Annotated in this window: 13 protein-coding genes and 1 pseudogene; all 14 read right to left on the reverse strand. The window is 67.4% G+C overall.

Annotation, left to right across the window (positions count from 1 at the left end; genetic code table 11):
- Positions 1-20 precede the first annotated feature (20 nt).
- Positions 21-3,611 carry a DNA polymerase III subunit alpha gene (dnaE, locus tag N4G47_RS04890; RefSeq protein WP_475285582.1) on the reverse strand — a complete coding sequence of 1,197 codons (3,591 nt, stop codon included), beginning with the start codon at positions 3,609-3,611 and terminating at the stop codon, positions 21-23.
- Positions 3,612-3,837: 226 nt separating this feature from the next.
- On the reverse strand, positions 3,838-4,473 hold the full coding sequence (locus N4G47_RS04895; RefSeq protein ID WP_475285584.1) for a ribonuclease HII: 636 nt from the start codon (positions 4,471-4,473) through the stop codon (positions 3,838-3,840).
- On the reverse strand, positions 4,470-5,672 hold the full coding sequence (gene lpxB / locus N4G47_RS04900; protein WP_475289891.1) for a lipid-A-disaccharide synthase: 1,203 nt from the start codon (positions 5,670-5,672) through the stop codon (positions 4,470-4,472). Before lpxB ends, N4G47_RS04895 begins: the two co-directional genes overlap by 4 nt.
- Before the next feature lie 53 nt (positions 5,673-5,725).
- Complete coding sequence (gene lpxA, locus N4G47_RS04905) at positions 5,726-6,517, reverse strand: acyl-ACP--UDP-N-acetylglucosamine O-acyltransferase (protein ID WP_057497707.1); 792 nt, start codon at positions 6,515-6,517, stop codon at positions 5,726-5,728.
- Between the two features lie 16 nt (positions 6,518-6,533).
- The gene (gene fabZ, locus N4G47_RS04910) at positions 6,534-6,992 is read right to left on the reverse strand and encodes a 3-hydroxyacyl-ACP dehydratase FabZ (protein WP_057497706.1); all 459 of its coding nucleotides are present in this window, start codon (positions 6,990-6,992) and stop codon (positions 6,534-6,536) included.
- Positions 6,989-8,011: a UDP-3-O-(3-hydroxymyristoyl)glucosamine N-acyltransferase gene (gene lpxD, locus N4G47_RS04915; RefSeq protein WP_309337490.1), complete on the reverse strand. Its 1,023-nt coding sequence runs from the start codon at positions 8,009-8,011 to the stop codon at positions 6,989-6,991. Before lpxD ends, fabZ begins: the two co-directional genes overlap by 4 nt.
- A gap of 405 nt (positions 8,012-8,416) precedes the next feature.
- Entirely contained in the window at positions 8,417-10,780 is a 2,364-nt protein-coding gene (bamA, locus tag N4G47_RS04920) for an outer membrane protein assembly factor BamA (protein WP_475285588.1), read from the reverse strand.
- Between the two features lie 74 nt (positions 10,781-10,854).
- Positions 10,855-12,213: an RIP metalloprotease RseP gene (gene rseP, locus N4G47_RS04925; RefSeq protein ID WP_107230328.1), complete on the reverse strand. Its 1,359-nt coding sequence runs from the start codon at positions 12,211-12,213 to the stop codon at positions 10,855-10,857.
- Positions 12,214-12,268: 55 nt separating this feature from the next.
- Positions 12,269-13,459, reverse strand: a complete 1,191-nt coding sequence (locus N4G47_RS04930) for a 1-deoxy-D-xylulose-5-phosphate reductoisomerase (RefSeq protein ID WP_475285590.1) — start codon at positions 13,457-13,459, stop codon at positions 12,269-12,271.
- Between the two features lie 2 nt (positions 13,460-13,461).
- Positions 13,462-14,298 carry a phosphatidate cytidylyltransferase gene (locus N4G47_RS04935; protein WP_107230330.1) on the reverse strand — a complete coding sequence of 279 codons (837 nt, stop codon included), beginning with the start codon at positions 14,296-14,298 and terminating at the stop codon, positions 13,462-13,464.
- Positions 14,295-15,062, reverse strand: coding sequence for a polyprenyl diphosphate synthase (uppS, locus tag N4G47_RS04940; protein WP_249844585.1), 768 nt, complete (start codon positions 15,060-15,062; stop codon positions 14,295-14,297). The genes N4G47_RS04935 and uppS overlap by 4 nt, the downstream gene beginning before the upstream one ends.
- Before the next feature lie 5 nt (positions 15,063-15,067).
- Positions 15,068-15,622 (reverse strand): ribosome recycling factor, encoded by a 555-nt coding sequence (gene frr, locus N4G47_RS04945; protein WP_049427358.1) that lies wholly within the window; start codon positions 15,620-15,622, stop codon positions 15,068-15,070.
- 96 nt (positions 15,623-15,718) lie between these two features.
- Complete coding sequence (pyrH, locus tag N4G47_RS04950; RefSeq protein ID WP_010486325.1) at positions 15,719-16,447, reverse strand: UMP kinase; 729 nt, start codon at positions 16,445-16,447, stop codon at positions 15,719-15,721.
- A gap of 183 nt (positions 16,448-16,630) precedes the next feature.
- Positions 16,631-18,106, reverse strand: a pseudogene (locus N4G47_RS04955) (HDOD domain-containing protein); the annotation flags it as partial.
- Positions 18,107-18,184: the final 78 nt, after the last annotated feature.

An 18,184-nucleotide genomic window follows, 5' to 3' on the forward strand; every position in this document is an offset into this window, starting at 1 on the left:
GGGAAAAGGTGAGGCCAGCGTCAGCTGGCCCATGGCGGGCTGTAGCGCACCTTCAGCGTGCGCACGGCCGGGTCGGCGCGCAGCGCCTCCATCAGCTTCGAATCGATGCGTACCGCGCTCTGCCCGGACACATCGAGCATGCCGGCGACGCCGCCCTGCGGGCCCTTCAGCAGCAGATCCAGGCGCAGTGGCGTTCGCCCTGGGCGGTGGCGGTCGAGCAGGGCATCGATGCGCTCCCAGACCGGGCGCTGCTGGCGCAGGTCCAGGCGCAGCGACAGCCGCGTGGCGTAGTTGGCGCAGACTTCATCGAAGTCCCAGCACTGGCGGATGCGCAGTGCGTAGCCGCCATTGAACTCGTCCTCGCGCAGGCCGCCCTTGACCACCAGGATGCGGTCCTTGGTCATCAGGTGGCCGAACTCGGCCATCGCGTCGGAGAACGCGCTGCACTCGACGCGGCCACGACCGTCTTCGAGCTGGATGAAGATCTGGCTTTCGCCCTTGCGGCGCACGCCGACCACCTGGCCGGCCAGCACGGTCTGCACTTCCGGGCGCCAGCGCTTCTCGCCGCCACCGCCACCGCCACTGTTGGCGCTCCAGATCTTCTCCACCGCGCCCAGATCGTTGCCGACCAGGTCGCGCACATCGTCGCGCCACGGATCGAACGGATGGCCGCTGAGGTAGAAGCCCAGCGTGTCACGCTCGCCGTTCAGGCGCTGCAGCAGCGGCCATTCCTCGGCCTCGGGCAGGTCCAGCTGGATCGACACGGTGCTTGGATCGGGCCCGCCGAACAGCGAGTTCTGACCGGAAGCACGCTCGCGCGCCATCTGGTCGGTGGCCTTGATCACTTCCGGCAGCTGCAGCATCAGCGAGGCGCGGTTGCGGCCGAGCTCATCGAGCGCGCCACAGTTGATCATCGCTTCCAGCGTGCGCCGGTTGAGCTTGGCCGAGCCGACGCGGGTGCAGAAGTCGAGCAGGTCCTTGAACTCACCGCCCTTCAGGCGCTCGTCGACCACCGCTTCGCAGGCGCCCTGGCCCACGCCCTTGATCGCGCCCAGGCCGTACTGGATGGTGTCCGGGGTGACCGCTTCGAACATGAAGGCCGACTGGTTCACCTTCGGCGGCAGCACGGTCAGGCCGAGGTTGCGCACTTCGTCGAGGAAGCCGACCACCTTGTCGGTGTTGTCCAGGTCCGAGGACAGCGTGGCCGCCATGAACTCGGCCGGGTAGTGGCGCTTCAGCCACGCGGTCTGGTAGCTGACCAGCGCATAGGCGGCGGCGTGTGACTTGTTGAAGCCGTAGCCGGCGAACTTCTCCATCAGGTCGAAGATCGCATCGGCCTTGGCTTCGTCGACGCCGTCCTTGGCCGCACCCTCGCGGAAGATCTCACGGTGCTTGGCCATTTCCGCCGGCACCTTCTTGCCCATCGCACGGCGCAGCAGGTCGGCGCCGCCCAGCGAGTAGCCGCCGACGATCTGCGCCATCTGCATCACCTGCTCCTGGTACACCATGATGCCGTAGGTGTCCTTCAGGATCGCTTCGGTGCGCGGATCGGGATAGATGATTTCTTCCTGGCCGTGCTTACGCGCGTTGAAGGAGGGAATCAGGTCCATCGGGCCAGGGCGGTACAGCGACACCAGCGCGATCAGGTCTTCGAAACGGTCGGGGCGCGCGTCCTTCAGCAGGCGGCGCATGCCCGAGGATTCGAACTGGAACACCGCGCCGGTGTTGCCGTTGGCGAAGATGTCCTTGTAGGTGGGCGTGTCGTCCAGCGGAATCGCGGCGATGTCCACGGGCGGGATGCCGGCGCGCTCATGGCGCTTGTTGATCGCCTTCACCGCCCAGTCGATGATGGTCAGCGTGCGCAGGCCGAGGAAGTCGAACTTCACCAGGCCGACTTCTTCCACGTCGTTCTTGTCGAACTGGGTGACCGGGTTCTTGCCCAGGCCGTTCTCGTCGTGTTCGGCGTACAGCGGGCAGAACTCGCTCAGCGGCTCGGGGCCGATCACCACGCCACCGGCATGCTTGCCGGCGTTGCGGGTCAGGTCTTCCAGCTGCAGTGCCAGATCGATCAGGTCGCGGACATCGTCCTCGGTCTCGTAGCGCTGGATCAGTTCCGGCGACGCCATTTCCGAGCTGGGGCCTTCCTTGCCCTTGCCCAGCGCATCCTTCAGGTGGATGCCGAGGATGTTCGGAATCAGCTTGGAAACGCCGTCGACCAGGCCGTACGGGAAACCGAGCACGCGGCCGGAGTCGCGCACCACCGCCTTGGCCGCCATGGTGCCGTAGGTGATGATCTGGCTGACGCGCTCGCGCCCGTACTTGCGCGCGACGTAGTCGATCACCTCGTCGCGGCGGTCCATGCAGAAGTCGATGTCGAAGTCGGGCATCGACACGCGTTCCGGGTTGAGGAAGCGCTCGAACAGCAGGTTGTACGGCAGCGGGTCCAGATCGGTGATCTTCAGCGCCCACGCCACCAGCGAACCGGCACCGGAGCCACGGCCGGGGCCGATCGGAATGCCCTGGTTCTTGCCCCACTGGATGAAGTCGGCCACGATCAGGAAGTAGCCGGGGAACCCCATCTTGATGATGGTGTTGAGCTCGAATTCCAGGCGCTCGAAATATTCTTCGCGGGTCTTGCCCGGCGCCAGCGGATTCTTCTCCAGGCGTTCTTCCAGGCCGTCGCGTGACATCTTCTGGATCCAGGTGTCCAGGGTCTCGTCGTCGGGCACCGGGTAGTTGGGCAGGAAGTAGGTGCCCAGCCGCATCTCGATGTTGCAGCGCTCGGCCAGTGCCAGCGTGTTGTCGATCGCATCGGGAATGTCGGCGAACAGCGCGCACATTTCCTCGGCCGACTTCAGGTACTGCTGGTCGCTGTATTCGCGCGGCCGCTTGGGGTCGTCCAGTACGCGGCCAGTGGAGATGCACACGCGCGCTTCGTGCGCGCTGAAATCCGACGGCGACAGGAAGCGCACGTCATTGCTGGCCACCACCGGCAGGCCGCGCTGGCCGGCGGCCATCAGTGCGAACTGGTTGAAGGTTTCCTCGCCCTCGCGGCCGGTACGGGTCAGTTCCAGGTGCAGGCCATCGCCGAACACGCGCTGCCAGTCGGCCAGCTGCTGCTCGGCCAACTCATGCTTGCCGTCCAGTGCCAGGCGCCCGGCCAGGCTCTGCCGCCCGGCCAGCGCGAACAGGTTGGCGTTGCCGGCCTTCAGCCAGTCCGGGTGGATGGCCACTCCGCCTTCCGGGCGATGGCCCTCCATCCAGGCGCGGGTCAGCAGCCGCGACAGGCTCAGGTAGCCCTCGCGGTCGCGGCACAGCAGGGTCATCCGCCACGGGTCCTGGCCTTCCTCGGCGATCAGCACGTCGGCGCCGGCGATCGGCTTGATGCCCACGCCTTCGGCCGCCTTGTAGAACTTGACCAGGGCGAACAGGTTGTTGAGGTCGGTCACCGCCAGTGCGGGCAGGCCCAGTTCCACCGAGCGCGACAGCAGGTTGGCCTGCTTGGCCTTTTTCGGGTCGGCCTGATCGGGTTTGGCCGGCACACGGATGGTCGAGTCCGCCAGCGAGAACTCGGTGTGGACGTGGAGATGTACGAAGCGGGAGTTGGACATGCCGGACCAGGTTGGAGCGCGCAGGCCCCGGATGCCGACGGAGGTTCGTCGCCGGGGTCGGGAAGCGCTGGAGTGCCTGGTCAGGGTACCGAGGGCAGGGGGCGCGACAAGCTCTTGACATGCCCGGGAAGGCGGCCGGGTTCAGGGGTGCGCGTAGCCGCTTCCTGTAGCGCCGAGCCCATGCTCGGCTGCCGCGAAAGCCGAGCATGGGCTCGGCTCTACAAGGTCAACCGAGGCACTCCCGCACCGGCGCGAAGCTGCGGCGGTGTTCGGCGCACGGCCCGTGGGCCCGCAGCGCGGCCAGGTGGGCCGGGGTGCCATAGCCCTTGTGCTGCTCGAAGCCATACTCAGGGTGGCGCACGTGCACCTCCTGCATGTAGCGGTCGCGCGAGACCTTGGCCAGGATCGAGGCGGCCATGATGGCCCGGTCGATGCCATCGCCGCCGACCAGGGCCTGTGCCGGCAAGGCCAGCCCCTTGGGCACCACGTTGCCGTCGATGCGCGCGAAGCCGGCCACGTGGGCCACCGCGGCCACCACATCGCGCATGCCCTGCAGGGTGGCCTGGTAGATGTTGAGGCGGTCGATGGCCTCCACCTCCACCAGTACCACATGCCAGGCCAATGCCCGTTCGACGATACGGTCATACAGCTGCTCGCGGCGCGCGGCGGTCAGCTGCTTGGAATCATCCAGGCCGTTGATGCGCGGCCTGGACGGGTCGAACACCACGGCGGCCACGGCCACCGGGCCGGCCAGCGGGCCGCGCCCGGCTTCGTCGACACCGGCGATCAGGCGTTCCGGCTCGACCACCGCACTGGTATCGAACAGCGCCAGGCTGGCCGCAGCGGCGTGGCGGCGGCTCATGCCTGGGCCTGGTTGCGCACCAGCAGCTCGCCCACGGCGTCGGCGGCACGTGCCGATGCGTTGCGGCGCAGGCGCTCGTGCAGACGCGCGTAGGTGTCCTGCAGGTCGCTCACCCGCTGTGGGTGGTCGAACCACTGCTGGATGGCCGCCGCCAGCTTGTCCGGTGTGCAGTCATGCTGCATCAGTTCCGGGGCCAGGTCCTGGCCGGCCAGGATGTTGGGTAGGGCGAAGCGGTCAACCTTGATCAGGCCCAGCGCCTTGACCAGGCGGTAGGTCAACTCGTTGACCCGGTAGCCGACCACCATCGGCCGCTTCACCAGCATGGCCTCCAGCGTGGCGGTACCGGACGCCAGCACCACCACGTCGGCGGCGATCATTGCATCGCGCGCCTGGCCGTCGAGTACGTGCGAATAGGCCACCGGCAGCGCCGAGCGTGACAGCTGCTCTTCAATCAGCCGCTTGCACGCCGCGTTGGCGGCAGGCACCACCACATGCAGCCCGGGAATGCGTTCGGAGACCTGCCAGGCGGCTTCGAAGAACGGCTCGCCCAGGCGCGAGATCTCACCCAGGCGGCTGCCCGGCAGCACCGCCAGCACCTTGGCCGAGGTCGGCAGGCCAAGCGTGGCGCGTGCGGCCTCGCGGTCGCCCTGCAGGGGAATGTCGTCGGCCATCGGATGACCAACGAAGCGCGCGTCGATGCCGTGCTTGGCATAGATCGGCGGTTCCATCGGGAACAGGCACAGCACCAGGTCGGCGCTGCTGCCGATCTTCTCGGCGCGCTTCTCGCGCCAGGCCCAGACCGACGGGCTGACGTAGTGCACGGTGCGTACGCCACGCTGCTTCAACCAGCGCTCGATACCCAGGTTGAAGTCGGGGGCATCGATGCCGATGAACACGTCCGGTTGCCATTCCAGCGCACGCTGGCGGAAGGCCGAGCGCAGCTTCAGCAGGCGCGGCAGATGGCGCAGCACCTCGGTCAGGCCCATCACCGCCAGCTCGCTGGCATCGTGCCAGGTCTGGCAGCCGGCGCTGCGCATGGCATCACCGCCGATGCCGGCGAATTCGGCATTCGGGAAGCGCGCCTTGAGCTCGCGGACCAGGCCCGCACCGAGCAGATCGCCGGAGGCTTCACCGGCCACCAGCGCGATCCGCAACGGGCGCTCGCTGAGCACCCGTTGCGCGGGGACACTGCCGGCCATCGAGGCCAGCGGGATCACGGCGGCGCCGGCGGGCGCCTGGCCGGGCGTGCTGCTCATCGCAGCAGGGGCCGCTCGGCGTGCTCGATGAAGTCCAGCATGGCCTTCACGTCATCGCTGTCACGCGCCTGTTCGGTCAGCTGCACCTTGGCCTCGGCCAGCGGCAGCCCGGCCACATACAGCGTGCGGTAGGCGCGCTTGATGGCCGAAATGCGCTCGGCATCGAAGCCGCGGCGCTTCAGGCCTTCGCTGTTGATGCCTCGCGGGCGGCCGAGCGAGTCGGTGCCGACCATGGTGAACGGCGGCACGTCGCCATTGGTCAGCGCACCCATGCCGAGGAAGGCATGCGCGCCGATGCGGCAGAACTGATGGGCGCCGGCAAAGCCGCTGATGATCACGTAGTCGCCCACGGTCACGTGGCCGGCCAGCGTGGTGTTGTTGGAGAACACGCAGAAGTTGCCGACATGGCAGTCGTGCGCCACGTGCGTGTAGGCCAGCATCCAGTTGTCGTTGCCGATGGTGGTGATGCCACCGCCGCCGCCGGTGCCACGGTTGAGGGTGACGAACTCGCGGAACACGTTGCGGTCGCCGATCACCAGTTCGGTACGCTCGCCGCCGAACTTCTTGTCCTGCGGCTCGCCACCGATGGCCGCGTGGCCGACGAAGCGGTTGTCGCGGCCGATCCGGGTCGGGCCGTGGATGCTGCAATGGGGGCCGACCACCGTGCCGGCGCCGATTTCAACATCGGCGCCGATCAGGGTGAAGGCGCCCACCTGGACGTCGTCGGCCAGCCGGGCGGCCGGATCGATGACGGCGGTGGGATGGATCCGTGGTGCGTTGTCAGTCATTGCTGCCTCCCGTGGATCAGCCCTTGGCGCCGGCGCACATGACCTCGGCCGAGGCGACCACTTCGCCGTTGACCTTGGCTTCGCCGTAGTACCAGCCCATGTTGCGGATCAGGCGCTTCATCTGTACATCCAGCATCAGCACATCGCCGGGGACGACCTGCTTGTTGAAGCGGGCGTTTTCCACCTTGACCATGTAGAACAGCTTGGACTGCGAGTCGCGGCCAAGCGTGAGCTGGGTCATCACGCCACCGGCCTGCGCCAGCGCTTCGATGATCAGCACGCCGGGCATGATCGGGCGGCCCGGGAAGTGGCCCTGGAAGAACGGCTCGTTGATGCTGACGTTCTTCTGCGCCAGGATGCGCTTGGCCTCGATGTCGAGCTCGAGCACCCGGTCCACCAGCAGGAACGGGTAGCGGTGCGGAAGCAGTTCCTGGATCTGGCTGACGTCGATCGGAAGCTGCAGCGTGTCGTTCATTCTTTCTCCTTGCCAGCGGCCAGGACGCGGCGAGCCAATGCGTCCAGCTGCTTGAAGCGCGCGGCGTTCTTGCGCCACGTGCGGTTGTCGGTCAATGGGGTGCCGGACGAGTACTCGCCTGGCTCATGGATGGAGTTGCGGACCACCGACTTGCCGGTGATCACGACCTTGTCGCAGATCTCAAGGTGGCCGACCACGCCGACGTGGCCGCCGAGCAGGCAGTAGCGGCCGATCTTGGCGCTGCCGGCGATGCCGGTGCAGCCTGCGATGGCCGAGTGCGCACCGATCTGCACGTTATGGGCGATCTGCACCAGGTTGTCCAGGCGCACATCCTCGTCCAGCACGGTGTCTTCCAGCGCGCCACGGTCGACGCAGGTATTGGCGCCGATCTCGCAGTCGTCGCCGATGCGCACACCGCCCAGCTGCGGAACCTTGATCCACTTGCCGGCATCCATGGCCAGGCCGAAGCCATCGGCGCCCAGCACGGCACCGGGGTGCACGCGCACGCGCTTGCCGAGCGTGACCCGGGTGACCAGGGTGACCCGGGCGATCAGTTCACAACCGGTGTCCAGGCGGCAGTCTTCGCCGATCACGCTGCCGGCGCCGATGATGCAGTTGTCGCCCACCACGCTGCGCGCGCCGATGGACACGAACGGACCGATGTGGGCGCTGGCGGCGACCTGGGCGCTGGGATCGATGACGGCGCTGGGGTGGATGCCCGGCGGGCGTGCCGGTGCGATGTCGAACAGCGCGGCGATCTTGGCAAAGGTGGTGTAGGGATCCTTGGCCACCAGCGCGGTGCCCGGGGCGGCGTCGGCGTCGTCGGCGCGCAACACCACCAGCGAGGCCTGGCTGTCGGCCAGCTGGGCGCGGTAGCGCGGGTTGGCGAGGAAGGTCAGCTGGCCAGGTCCGGCATGGGCGAGGGTGGCCACGCCATGGATGGCGGTGGCGGGGTCGCCATGGACCTGCAGGCCGAACTGCTCGGCGAGTTGCTGGGCGGTGTAGGTGGGAGTATTCACGGCGGGAGTTTAACGTGTGACGCCATTGCGGTCATGCGGGGGCGGTTTCATGGCGTCTGCCTGCTACCGGGCGGAGGCGACGGGTGGCCCTGGTCAGGACACGCAAGATCCCCTCCATGGTGCTCGGTGGCGCCATCCATGGCGCCAACGGTCCTGCCCAGGGCCACCCGCCGCCTCTGGACAGTTTCATGCGGGCGGCCAGTCCTCGAAACCCGTTTCCTGTAGAGCCGAGCCGTGCTCGGCTCAATGCGTGTGAGCGCGGCAATCAACAAACGAAAACGCCGGGCAATGCCCGGCGCTTCGCACCCCGTTTGGTGGAGAGCCCCCTTTGTTAAGGGGGCGCGCCAACGGCGCGGGGGATAGGAGGAATGCGCGTGCAGTTCTGATGAACCGCAGGGCGGTTCGTCAGAACTGCCCGCCGAAGGTGAACTGCAGTCGTTCGATCTTGTCATCGTCTTCCTTCTTCAGCGGGAAGGCGTAGCTGATCGAGATCGGACCGACCGGGGCGCGCCACAGCAGGGCCACACCGGTGGACACGCGCAGTTCGTTGGCCTTGAAGTTCTTGGTGCCGTTGTAGACGTTGCCGAAGTCGACGAAGGCCGACACGCGCGCCGACGGGCTGTCGAACAGGCGCGGGAAGTAGGCTTCGACCGAACCGACGGTCTTCAGCGAACCACCCAGCGGCTGACCTTCCGGATAGCCCTGGGTAATTTCGCGCGGGCCCAGGGTGTTGTCCTCGAAGCCTCGCACCGAGTTGGTACCACCGGCGTAGAAGTTCTCGAAGAACGGCAGACCGCTGGCGGTAACGGTCCGGGTGGTGCCATCAGGCTCGGTCAGGGTGCGGCTGTAGTCCTTGCCGTAGGCGTCACCGTAGCCCACTTCGGCACGGGTGTTGATCACCAGCGACGGCATGATCGGCCAGTACTTGCTGATCTGGTAGTTCAGCTTGTAGTACTCGATGGTCGAACCCGGCAGCGTGGTTTCCAGGCCGACGCGCTGGTAGGTACCGCGGGTCGGCATGAAGTAGTCGTTGCGCGAGTCGCGTGCCCAGCCCAGCTCGGTGCGCCACGCGTGGAAGGTGCGGCGGCCGACCGCGTTGATGTAGTCGATGATCGACTGCGGGGTCGAGCCCTGGTAGGTGGTGATCTGGTTGCTGTCGATGCCGAACATCAGCGAGACGGTGTCGGTCTCGGTCAGCGGCACGCCAAACACCACCTGCGCCGAACCATTGGTGCTGTTGTACTGGGCGGTGTTGAAGTCGGAGTAGTCCAGTTCGCGCCAGGACAGGTTGTAGCCCAGCGACACGCCGTCATCGGTGAAGTACGGGTTGGTGTAGCTGAAGCCGTAGCGCTGCAGGTAGCTGCTGCGCGAGGCTTCAACCGACACGCGGTTGCCGCCGCCGAGGAAGTTGTTCTGCGACAGCTGCACCGAGGTGGTCATGCCGTAGGACTGCGAATAGCCCAGGCCGAACACGAAGCTGCCCGAGGTGGTTTCCTTGACGTTGTAGACGACGTCGACCTGGTCGTTGCTGCCGCTGACGGCCGGGGTCTCGACCTCGACCGACTCGAAGTAGCCCAGGCGCTGCAGGCGGATCTTGGAGCGATCGATCGCGGCCTGCGAGTACCAGCTGTTCTCGAACTGGCGCATTTCGCGACGCATCACTTCGTCGGAGGTGCGGGTGTTGCCACGGAACAGGATGCGGCGCACCGACACGCGCGGGCCGGGCACGACCTGCATGTTGATGGCCACCGTCTGTTCGGCACGGTTGGTGGTCGGGATCGGGTTCACCTTGGCGAACGCGTAGCCGATGTTGGACAGCGAGTTGGTGATGGTGTCCGAGCTGAATTCCAGCAGGGCACGCGAGAACGTGTCGCCGGACTTCTGGATCACCATGCGCTCGACGTCCTCCTGCGGGAGGATGGTGTCGCCGCTGACCTTGATCTCGGAGATCTTGTACTGCGCACCCTCGGTCACGCCGGCGGTGAGGAACATGTCGCGCTTGTCGGGGCTGATCGAGACCTGGGTCGAATCGATGCTGAAGTCGACATAGCCGCGGTCCAGGTACCAGGAGTTGAGCTTTTCCAGATCGCCGGACAGCTTTTCCTTGGAGTACTGGTCATCGCGGCGGTACCACGAGGCCCAGTTGTGCTCCTTCGATTCCCAGGTCTCCAGGATGTCCTTGCTCTCGTACTTCTCGGTACCGACCAGATTGACATGGCGGATCTTGGCCGCCTTGCCTTCCTTGATGGCGATGGCGATGTCCACGCGGTTGCGGTCCAGCGGGCTCACCGTCGGGGTGATCTCGACGTTGTACTTGCCGCGGTCGTTGTACTGGCGGCGCAGTTCCTGGGTCACGCGGTCCAGGCTCAGGCGGTCGAAGGTGCCGCCTTCGGTCAGGCCGATGTCGGACAGGCCCTTGAGCAGCTGGTCGGACTTGATGTCCTTGTTGCCGGTCACGGTCAGCTTGTTGATCGCCGGGCGTTCCTTGACGGTCACCACCAGGATGGTGCCCTGGCGGTCCAGCTGCACGTCTTCGAAGAAGCCGGTCTTGTACAGGGCGCGGATGGTCTCGCCGACCTTGCTGTCGGTGACCGTCTCGCCACGTTCCACCGGCAGGTAGGTGAACACCGTGCCCGAGCTGATGCGCTGCAGGCCATCGACGCGGATGTCGCTGACAGTGAAGGGCTCGGCTGCCTGGGCCAGGGCGGGAGCGCCGGTGACGGCGGCGAGGGCGAGGGCCAGCAGGCGGCGATTGGGGAGTCGCGTCATGTCACGTCCGGTAGGAAGGTCGATTTCATTGGTGCGGGATGCCGACGCTGTAGACGGCAACAACGTGGAAAAGTTCATCGCGGGACCAGGCCGAGGATGTCGTTGTAGAACGCCAACCCCATCAGCCCGGCCAGCAACGCCAGGCCGATGTATTGGCCGGCGGCGATGGCACGCTCGCTCAGCGGGCTGCCCTTGACCAACTCGATAAGGTAATACAGCAGGTGGCCGCCGTCCAAGATCGGGATCGGCAGCAGGTTGATGATGCACAGGCTGAGCGACAGCAGGGCCAGGAACTGCAGGAACCAGTCGAGGCCGCGCTTGGCCGATACATTGGCCACCCGGGCGATGGTGACCGGCCCGGAAACGTTCTGCAGCGAGGCCTTGCCGGTGACGATGCGGCCCATCATGCCCAGCGAGTCGGCGGCCAGACGGCCGGTTTCGCGCACGGCCACGGTCACCGCGTCCAGCGGGCCATAGCGCAGCAGGGTGTCGTAGGCCGGGCTGTAGGAGGTGGGGAAGCCGACGCCGATCTGCCAGACCGGGTTGCCTTTGCCGTCCTTGCCCTGGCGCGGGGTGACCTCCAGCGCCAGCCGCTCACCGCCGCGCAGGACTTCGATCATGCCGGGGCCACCGGCGCGGCCGAGGGCCTGGATCTCGCCGATCACCTGGTCGACGCTGTCGATCCGCTGGCCGTCGATCGCCACGATCAGGTCGCCGGGCTGCAGCAGCCCGCTCACCACCGAATCGGGCGTGAGTGAATCGACCAGCGCCGGCTGCAGCCACGATTGCCAGTACAGGCCGGCCAGGATCGGCACCCGCCGTTCATCGAAGCCCGCCGGCAGCTGCGACAGCGGCAGCGTGCGCACGCGCACCTGGTCGGCGGCATCGAGCACTTCCAGCTTCACATCGCGGCGGTCCATCGCTGCAGCGGTCAGCGCCATGCTGGCCTCGCCCAGGGTCACCACCTGGCGGTCGTCCACGCGCAGCACGCGATCGCCACCGGCCAGGCCGGCCGTGGCGGCAATGCCGCTGGTGCGGCCGATGGTGGGGGAATAGTCCTGCTTGCCGATGACGAACATCGCCCACAGCAGCAGGATGCACAGCAGCAGGTTGGCGAGCGGGCCGGCGGCGACGATGGCGATGCGCTGCCACACGGTCTTGTGGTTGAAGGCCTGGCCGCGTTCATGCGGGTGGACTTCGACCTCGCGCTCGTCGAGGAATTTCACATAGCCGCCGAGCGGGATGGCGGCGATGGCGAACTCGGTGCCATGGCGGTCGCGGCGCGACCACAGCGGCCGCCCGAAGCCGACCGAGAAGCGCAGCACCTTGACGCCGCACAGGCGGCCGACCCAGTAATGCCCGAACTCGTGGAATGTGACCAGCAGCCCGAGGCTGACAATCATCCACCAGACCGATCCGATGAAATCAGTCATGCAGGCTCACAGTGGCGGACAGGGGCGGCGTCGTCATGCTGGGCGAGGCGGTCGTTCAGGCGGCGGCGATGGCGTTCAGGGTCAGCTGGCGTGCCCGCTGGTCGGCGGACAACAGGACCTCCAGTGTATCGGCTGGTTCGGTCGGCAGTGTTGAAAGAGCGTTAGCAACCAGCTCCGGGATGGTCAGGAAACCGATCCGGCCCTGAAGAAACGCTGAAACCGCCTCTTCGTTGGCAGCGTTCAGCACCGCCGGGGCGGTGCCGCCGGCCTGCATCGCCTGCCAGGCCAGCGCCAGGCAGGGGAAGGCGTCGGTGTCGGGGGCTTCGAAATCGAGCCGGCCCTGCGCCAGCAGGTCCAGCCCGGCCACGCCCGATTCAATGCGTTGCGGCCAGCCCAGGCCGACGGCCAGGGTGGTGCGCATGTCCGGCAGGCCCATCTGCGCCAGGGTGGAGCCGTCGACGAACTCGACCAGCGAATGCACCAGGCTCTGCGGATGCACCAGCACTTCGATGCGCTCGCCAGGCACCGCGAACAGGTGATGGGCCTCGATCACTTCCAGGCCCTTGTTCATCAACGTCGCCGAATCGACCGAGATCTTCGGCCCCATCGACCACTTCGGGTGGGCCACGGCCTGTGCCGGGGTGACCTGGGCCAGTTCGGCGCGGCTGCGGCCACGGAACGGGCCGCCGGAGGCGGTCAGCAGGATCCGGCGCACGCCGGCGCCGTCGAGGCTGGCGTCACGCGAGCGCAGGCACTGGAAGATCGCGCTGTGCTCGCTGTCGATCGGGATGATCTCGGCGCCGGCCCGCTCGGCGGTGCGGGTCAGCAGTTCACCGGCCAGGACCAGCGATTCCTTGTTGGCCAGCAGGACGCGCTTGCCGGCGGCCGCGGCGGCCAGGGTCGAGGACAGGCCGGCGGCACCGACGATGGCGGCCACCACGGTGTCACAGACCTCACTGGCTGCCAGCTGGTCCAGCGCGGCGGAGCCGGCATGGGCCTGGGTGGCCAGACCAGCCTCGCGCAGGCCGTCGCGCAGCGCGGCGTACAGCGATTCGTCGGCGATCACAGCATGCGCCGGCGCGTGCTGCCGGCACAGGGCCAGCAGCGCCTGCACCTGGCGGCCCGCTGCCAGCACGGTGGCCTGGTAGCGCTGCGGGTGGCGGGCGATCACGTCCAGCGTAGAGGCACCGATCGAGCCGGTGGCGCCGAACACGGCGACCCGGCGCAGGTCTGCAGCTGCATTCATGGTCAGAACCCGAAGATTTCCTTGCCCAGCGCGAACACCGGCACGGCCGCCAGCACGCCGTCGACCCGGTCCAGCACGCCGCCATGGCCCGGAATCAGGTGGCCCGAGTCCTTGGCGCCGGCGTGACGCTTGATCAGGCTTTCGAACAGATCGCCCAGCACCGATGCAAACACCGCCACCACCGAGGTGATCAGCAGGCCCGGCAGGTGGGCGCCGTCGATGCCGGCCAGCCAGCCCAGTCCAAGGGCGACGGCGACGCCGGCGATCAGCCCACCGAACAGGCCTTCCCAGGTCTTGTTGGGGCTGATGCGCGGGGCCAGCTTGTGCTTGCCGAACTGTCGGCCGGCGAAATAGGCGCCCGAATCGGCGGCCCAGACCAGTGCCAGTGCCGCCAGCAGCCACAGGTGGCCCTGCTGGCCCGGCGGATCGCCGCCAGCATGGATCAGCACCAGCGCCGCCCAGGCCGGGACGATGGCCAGGGTACCGGCCAGCATCTTCACGATCCGTGCAGGGGCCGTCGGCTGTGCGCCGAAGTTGAAGAAGCGCAGCCAGACCAGGGCCGCCAGCCACCAGGCAACGCCGGCCAGCGTGGTGATCTGGAACAGCACCAACGTGCTGCCATCGGCCCAGACCAGCAGCACCATCAGCAGCAGGTTCAGCACCAGCAGCACGGTACGCGCCAGGGTGTCTTCAATGCCGGACAGCTTCAGCCATTCCCACAGGCCGATCAGCAGCACGGCGGCGGCGGCGGCGGCCAGCCACTGCGTCGGCAGCAGCAGGATCGCGGCGATGGCCAGCGGCGCCATGATCAGCGCGGCGAGGACTCGGGTCTTGGTCATGGGCTGGAGGTCTCGGTGGCCAGGGCGGCGATCTGGGCGCTGGTCAGGCCGAATCGACGCTCGCGGCCGGCATAGGCATCAAGCGCCTGCTGCAGCTGGTCGGCATCGAAATCGGGCCACAGCGCCTCGGTGAACCACAGCTCGGTATAGGCCAGTTGCCACAGCAGGAAGTTGCTGATGCGGGTGTCGCCGCCGGTGCGGATGAACAGGTCTGGCGGCGGCAGGTCGGCCAGAGCGACCTGGCGGCCCAGCAGCGACTCGTCGATCTGCTCGGGCAGCAGGCGGCCGGCGGCGACTTCGGCGGCCAGGGCGCGCGCGGCACGGGCGATATCCTGGCGGCCGCCGTAGCTGGCAGCGATCGACAGGGTGAGCGCGGTGTTGTCGGCGGTGCGTTGCTCGGCCAGCTGCATGCGGCTGACCAGCCCGGCGCCGAAGCGCTCGCGTTCGCCGATGAAGCGCACGCGCACGCCGCGCCGATGCAGCTCGTCCACTTCGCGGTCGAGCGCACCGAGGAACAGCTTCATCAACGCATCGACTTCTTCCTGCGGCCGGCCCCAGTTCTCGCTGGAGAAGGCGAACAGGGTCAGCGCCGGGATGCCCAGTTCAAGGCAGCGCTCGATGGTGCGGTTGACGGCACGCGCGCCGGCACGGTGGCCGATCACGCGCGGGCGGCGACGCTGCTGCGCCCAGCGACCGTTGCCATCCATGATGATGGCAACGTGGCGGGGCAGGGCAGCCGGCAACGGGGGCGGGACTGAAGGCATCGACTTCAGACCGACAGCAGTTCTTTTTCCTTGTCGGCAACGACCTTGTCGACGTCCTTGATGTTGGCGTCGGTCAACTTCTGGATGTCGTCTTCGCCGCGCTTCTTCTCGTCTTCGCTGATCGCCTTGTCCTTGACCAGCTTGGCGATTTCCTTGTTCGCGTCCTGACGGATGTTGCGGATCGCGATCTTGGCGCCTTCGCCTTCCTTCTGCACCTGCTTGGCCAGCTCCTTGCGGCGCTCTTCGGTCGGCGGCGGCATGTTGATGCGGATCGCCGTACCCAGGGTGTTCGGGGTGAATTCGGCGTTGTACAGGCCCTTCTCGATCTCCTTGATCATGCCCTTGTCGAACGGGGTGACCAGCAGCGAGTGGGCGTCGGCGTTGGAGATCGAGGCAACCTGGTTCAGCGGGGTGCTGGCATTGCCGTAGGCATTGACCGTCACGCGGTCCAGCAGGGCCGGCGTGGCACGTCCGGTCCGGATGGAGGTAAGGGTGTGCTTCAGAGCGTCGATGCTCTTGGCCATGCGCGTCTGCGCGTTGTTCTTGATGTCGTTGAGCATCGCCCGGTCCTGGATGTATCTGGAATCGGGCGATTATAGGCGAATACGGGACGCTGCCGGGCCTGGATCGACCCGGCTGTCGCCGCCCGCTCAGGCTCAGGCCGGATCGCGGCCCTGGACCAGGGTGCCGATGTTCTCGCCGCTGAGGATCTTCAGCAGTTCGCCCGGCTGGCCCATGTCGAACACGCGCATCGGCAGATCGCTGTCGCGCGCCAGCGCGAAGGCGGCGGTATCCATCACTTCCAGGCCACGGCGGATCACTTCGTCGTAGCTCAGGCTGTCGAAACGGACCGCATCGCTGTGCTTGTTCGGGTCCTTGTCGTACACGCCATCGACCTTGGTGGCCTTCAGCAGCAGGTCGGCACCGATCTCGATCGCACGCAGGGCGGCGCCGGAGTCAGTGGTGAAGAACGGGCTGCCGACGCCGGCGGCGAAGATCACCAGGCGGCCCTTTTCCAGGTGGCGGATGGCGCGGCGGCGGATGTAGTCCTCGCACACGTCGTTGATCTTGATCGCGCTCATCACACGGGCCTTGGCGCCGAGCTTCTCCAGCGCGTCCTGCATGGCCAGGGCGTTGATGACGGTGGCCAGCATGCCCATCTGGTCGCCGGTGACGCGGTCCATGCCGCCGGCGGCCAGGCCGGCGCCGCGGAAGATATTGCCGCCGCCGATCACCAGCGCCACTTCGGCACCGGCCTGCTGGGCTTCGATGACCTCGCGGGCCAGGCGGTTGATGATCTTCGGGTCGATGCCGTAGTCCTCATCTCCCATCAGCGCCTCCCCGGACAGTTTCAGAAGGATGCGGCGATAGGCGAGCTTGGACATGGGGACCTCGGGTGCGTGGAAATCGCGGGCGATTCTACGCGCATGCGGCGTCGGGCCATAGTGTTTTGTGCACTGCGGCGCAAAATCCGGCGGTTCGCCCCGGCAATGCGGGGCTTCCCGTTCAGCCCAGTTCGGCGCCGGCCGTCGCCGACAGCTCGTCGTGGCCCAGTGCACCGGGGAGCGCGCGATCACCCGGTTGCGGCCCAGGTTCTTGGAGCGGTACAGCACGTCGTCGGCGGCGCGCAGCAGGTCCTGCACATCGGCGAAGCGCTCGTAACCGCCCTGGGTGGCCACGCCGGCGGAGAAGGTGACGAACAGCGGGCCACCTTCCAGCTCGGCCATTGGCGTGGCGACGATGTTGGCCAGGACCCGGCGGATCACGTCCAGGGCCACGGTTTCGCTGGTGTTGGGCAGCAGCGCGACGAACTCCTCACCGCCGAAACGGGCCACGGTGTCGCTGTTGCGCAGCTGGCCCTGCAGCTTGCCGGCGAAGGCGCGCAGCACTTCGTCGCCGGTCAGGTGACCGTGGGCATCGTTGATCTTCTTGAAATCGTCCAGGTCGATGAAGGCCACCGACAGCGGCCAGCCCTGGCGCCCGGCGCGCAGGAATTCCTGTTCCAGCACCGCCTCCAGCTGGCGGCGGTTGAGCACCCCGGTCAGGGCGTCGCGATGGGCCTGGTCGGCCAGGCGCTTGGCGCGGGCCTCGAATTCGTCGGCGCGGCGGCGCGCCTGGTCGGCATCCTGCAGTTCCCGCAGGTTGCGCAGGGTGGCCAGCTCCTGGGCGTGGTCGATCAGTTCGCGCACCCGCATCGGCGAGCTCAGGCCGGCCTCGAACAGGCTGGCGATGTCCGGCAGGGCGTCGCTGATGCGCACCAGCACCTGGTCGAAACGCGCGCTGTCCAGTTCCAGGCGATCGTGCACCTGCTGCAGGGCGCGCTCGCGCGCGGCATCGGCATCGTCATCGAGCCAGATGTCGGCCACGGCGCCAGACAGCTGTACGCAGGCCTGGAACGCCGAACCTGCGGCATCCTGGTCTTCGCTGTGGCTGATGCTCTCCACCAGATAGCGCGGCAGGCCCCACTGCTCGGCCACCCAGGCGCCCACGTCGGCATGGCTGCAGCCCAGCGCGTCACGCTCACGGGAGACCAGATCGATGTTGTCGCGCGCATCCCGCAGCAGGGGCAGATAGCGCTCCGATTCGGCCTGGGCCAGGCACAGCACGCCCAGGTCCTGCAGCAACCCCGCCAGCATCAGCTCCTCCAGCCGGCGCAGCCCACGCGCCTGGCCCAGCTGGCTGGCCGCCAGTGCACTGAGGATGCTGCGCTTCCACGCGCGCTGGCGCAGGTCGTGGTCGGCACCACTGCCGCCGGTCAGCCCCTGGGTGACGGTGAAGCCGAGGGCGAGGCTGATCGTGGCATTCAGGCCGAGCATGGTCAGCGCCTGGCCGAGGTTCTCGATCCGGCGGCGGCTGGCGTACAGCGGCGAATTGGCGATGCGCAGCATGCGAGCGCTCAGCGCCATGTCGATGGCGATGATGTCGGCGGCGGTGGCGATGTCCGCTTCCGGGTCCTGCGCCAGTTCGATGATGCGCAGGGCAATACCGGGCGGCGAAGGCAGGTTGCGGCAGAGCGCCAGGGCAGCTGTCAGCTCGGGAGGCATGTCGGGTCGTTCAATTCCATTAGGACAAGAATACCTAGGAATGCATCACAGTCCGCGATTTTCGTTCCTGCTAGGTGA

It is taken from the genome of Stenotrophomonas sp. GSD10, assembly GCF_056172695.1.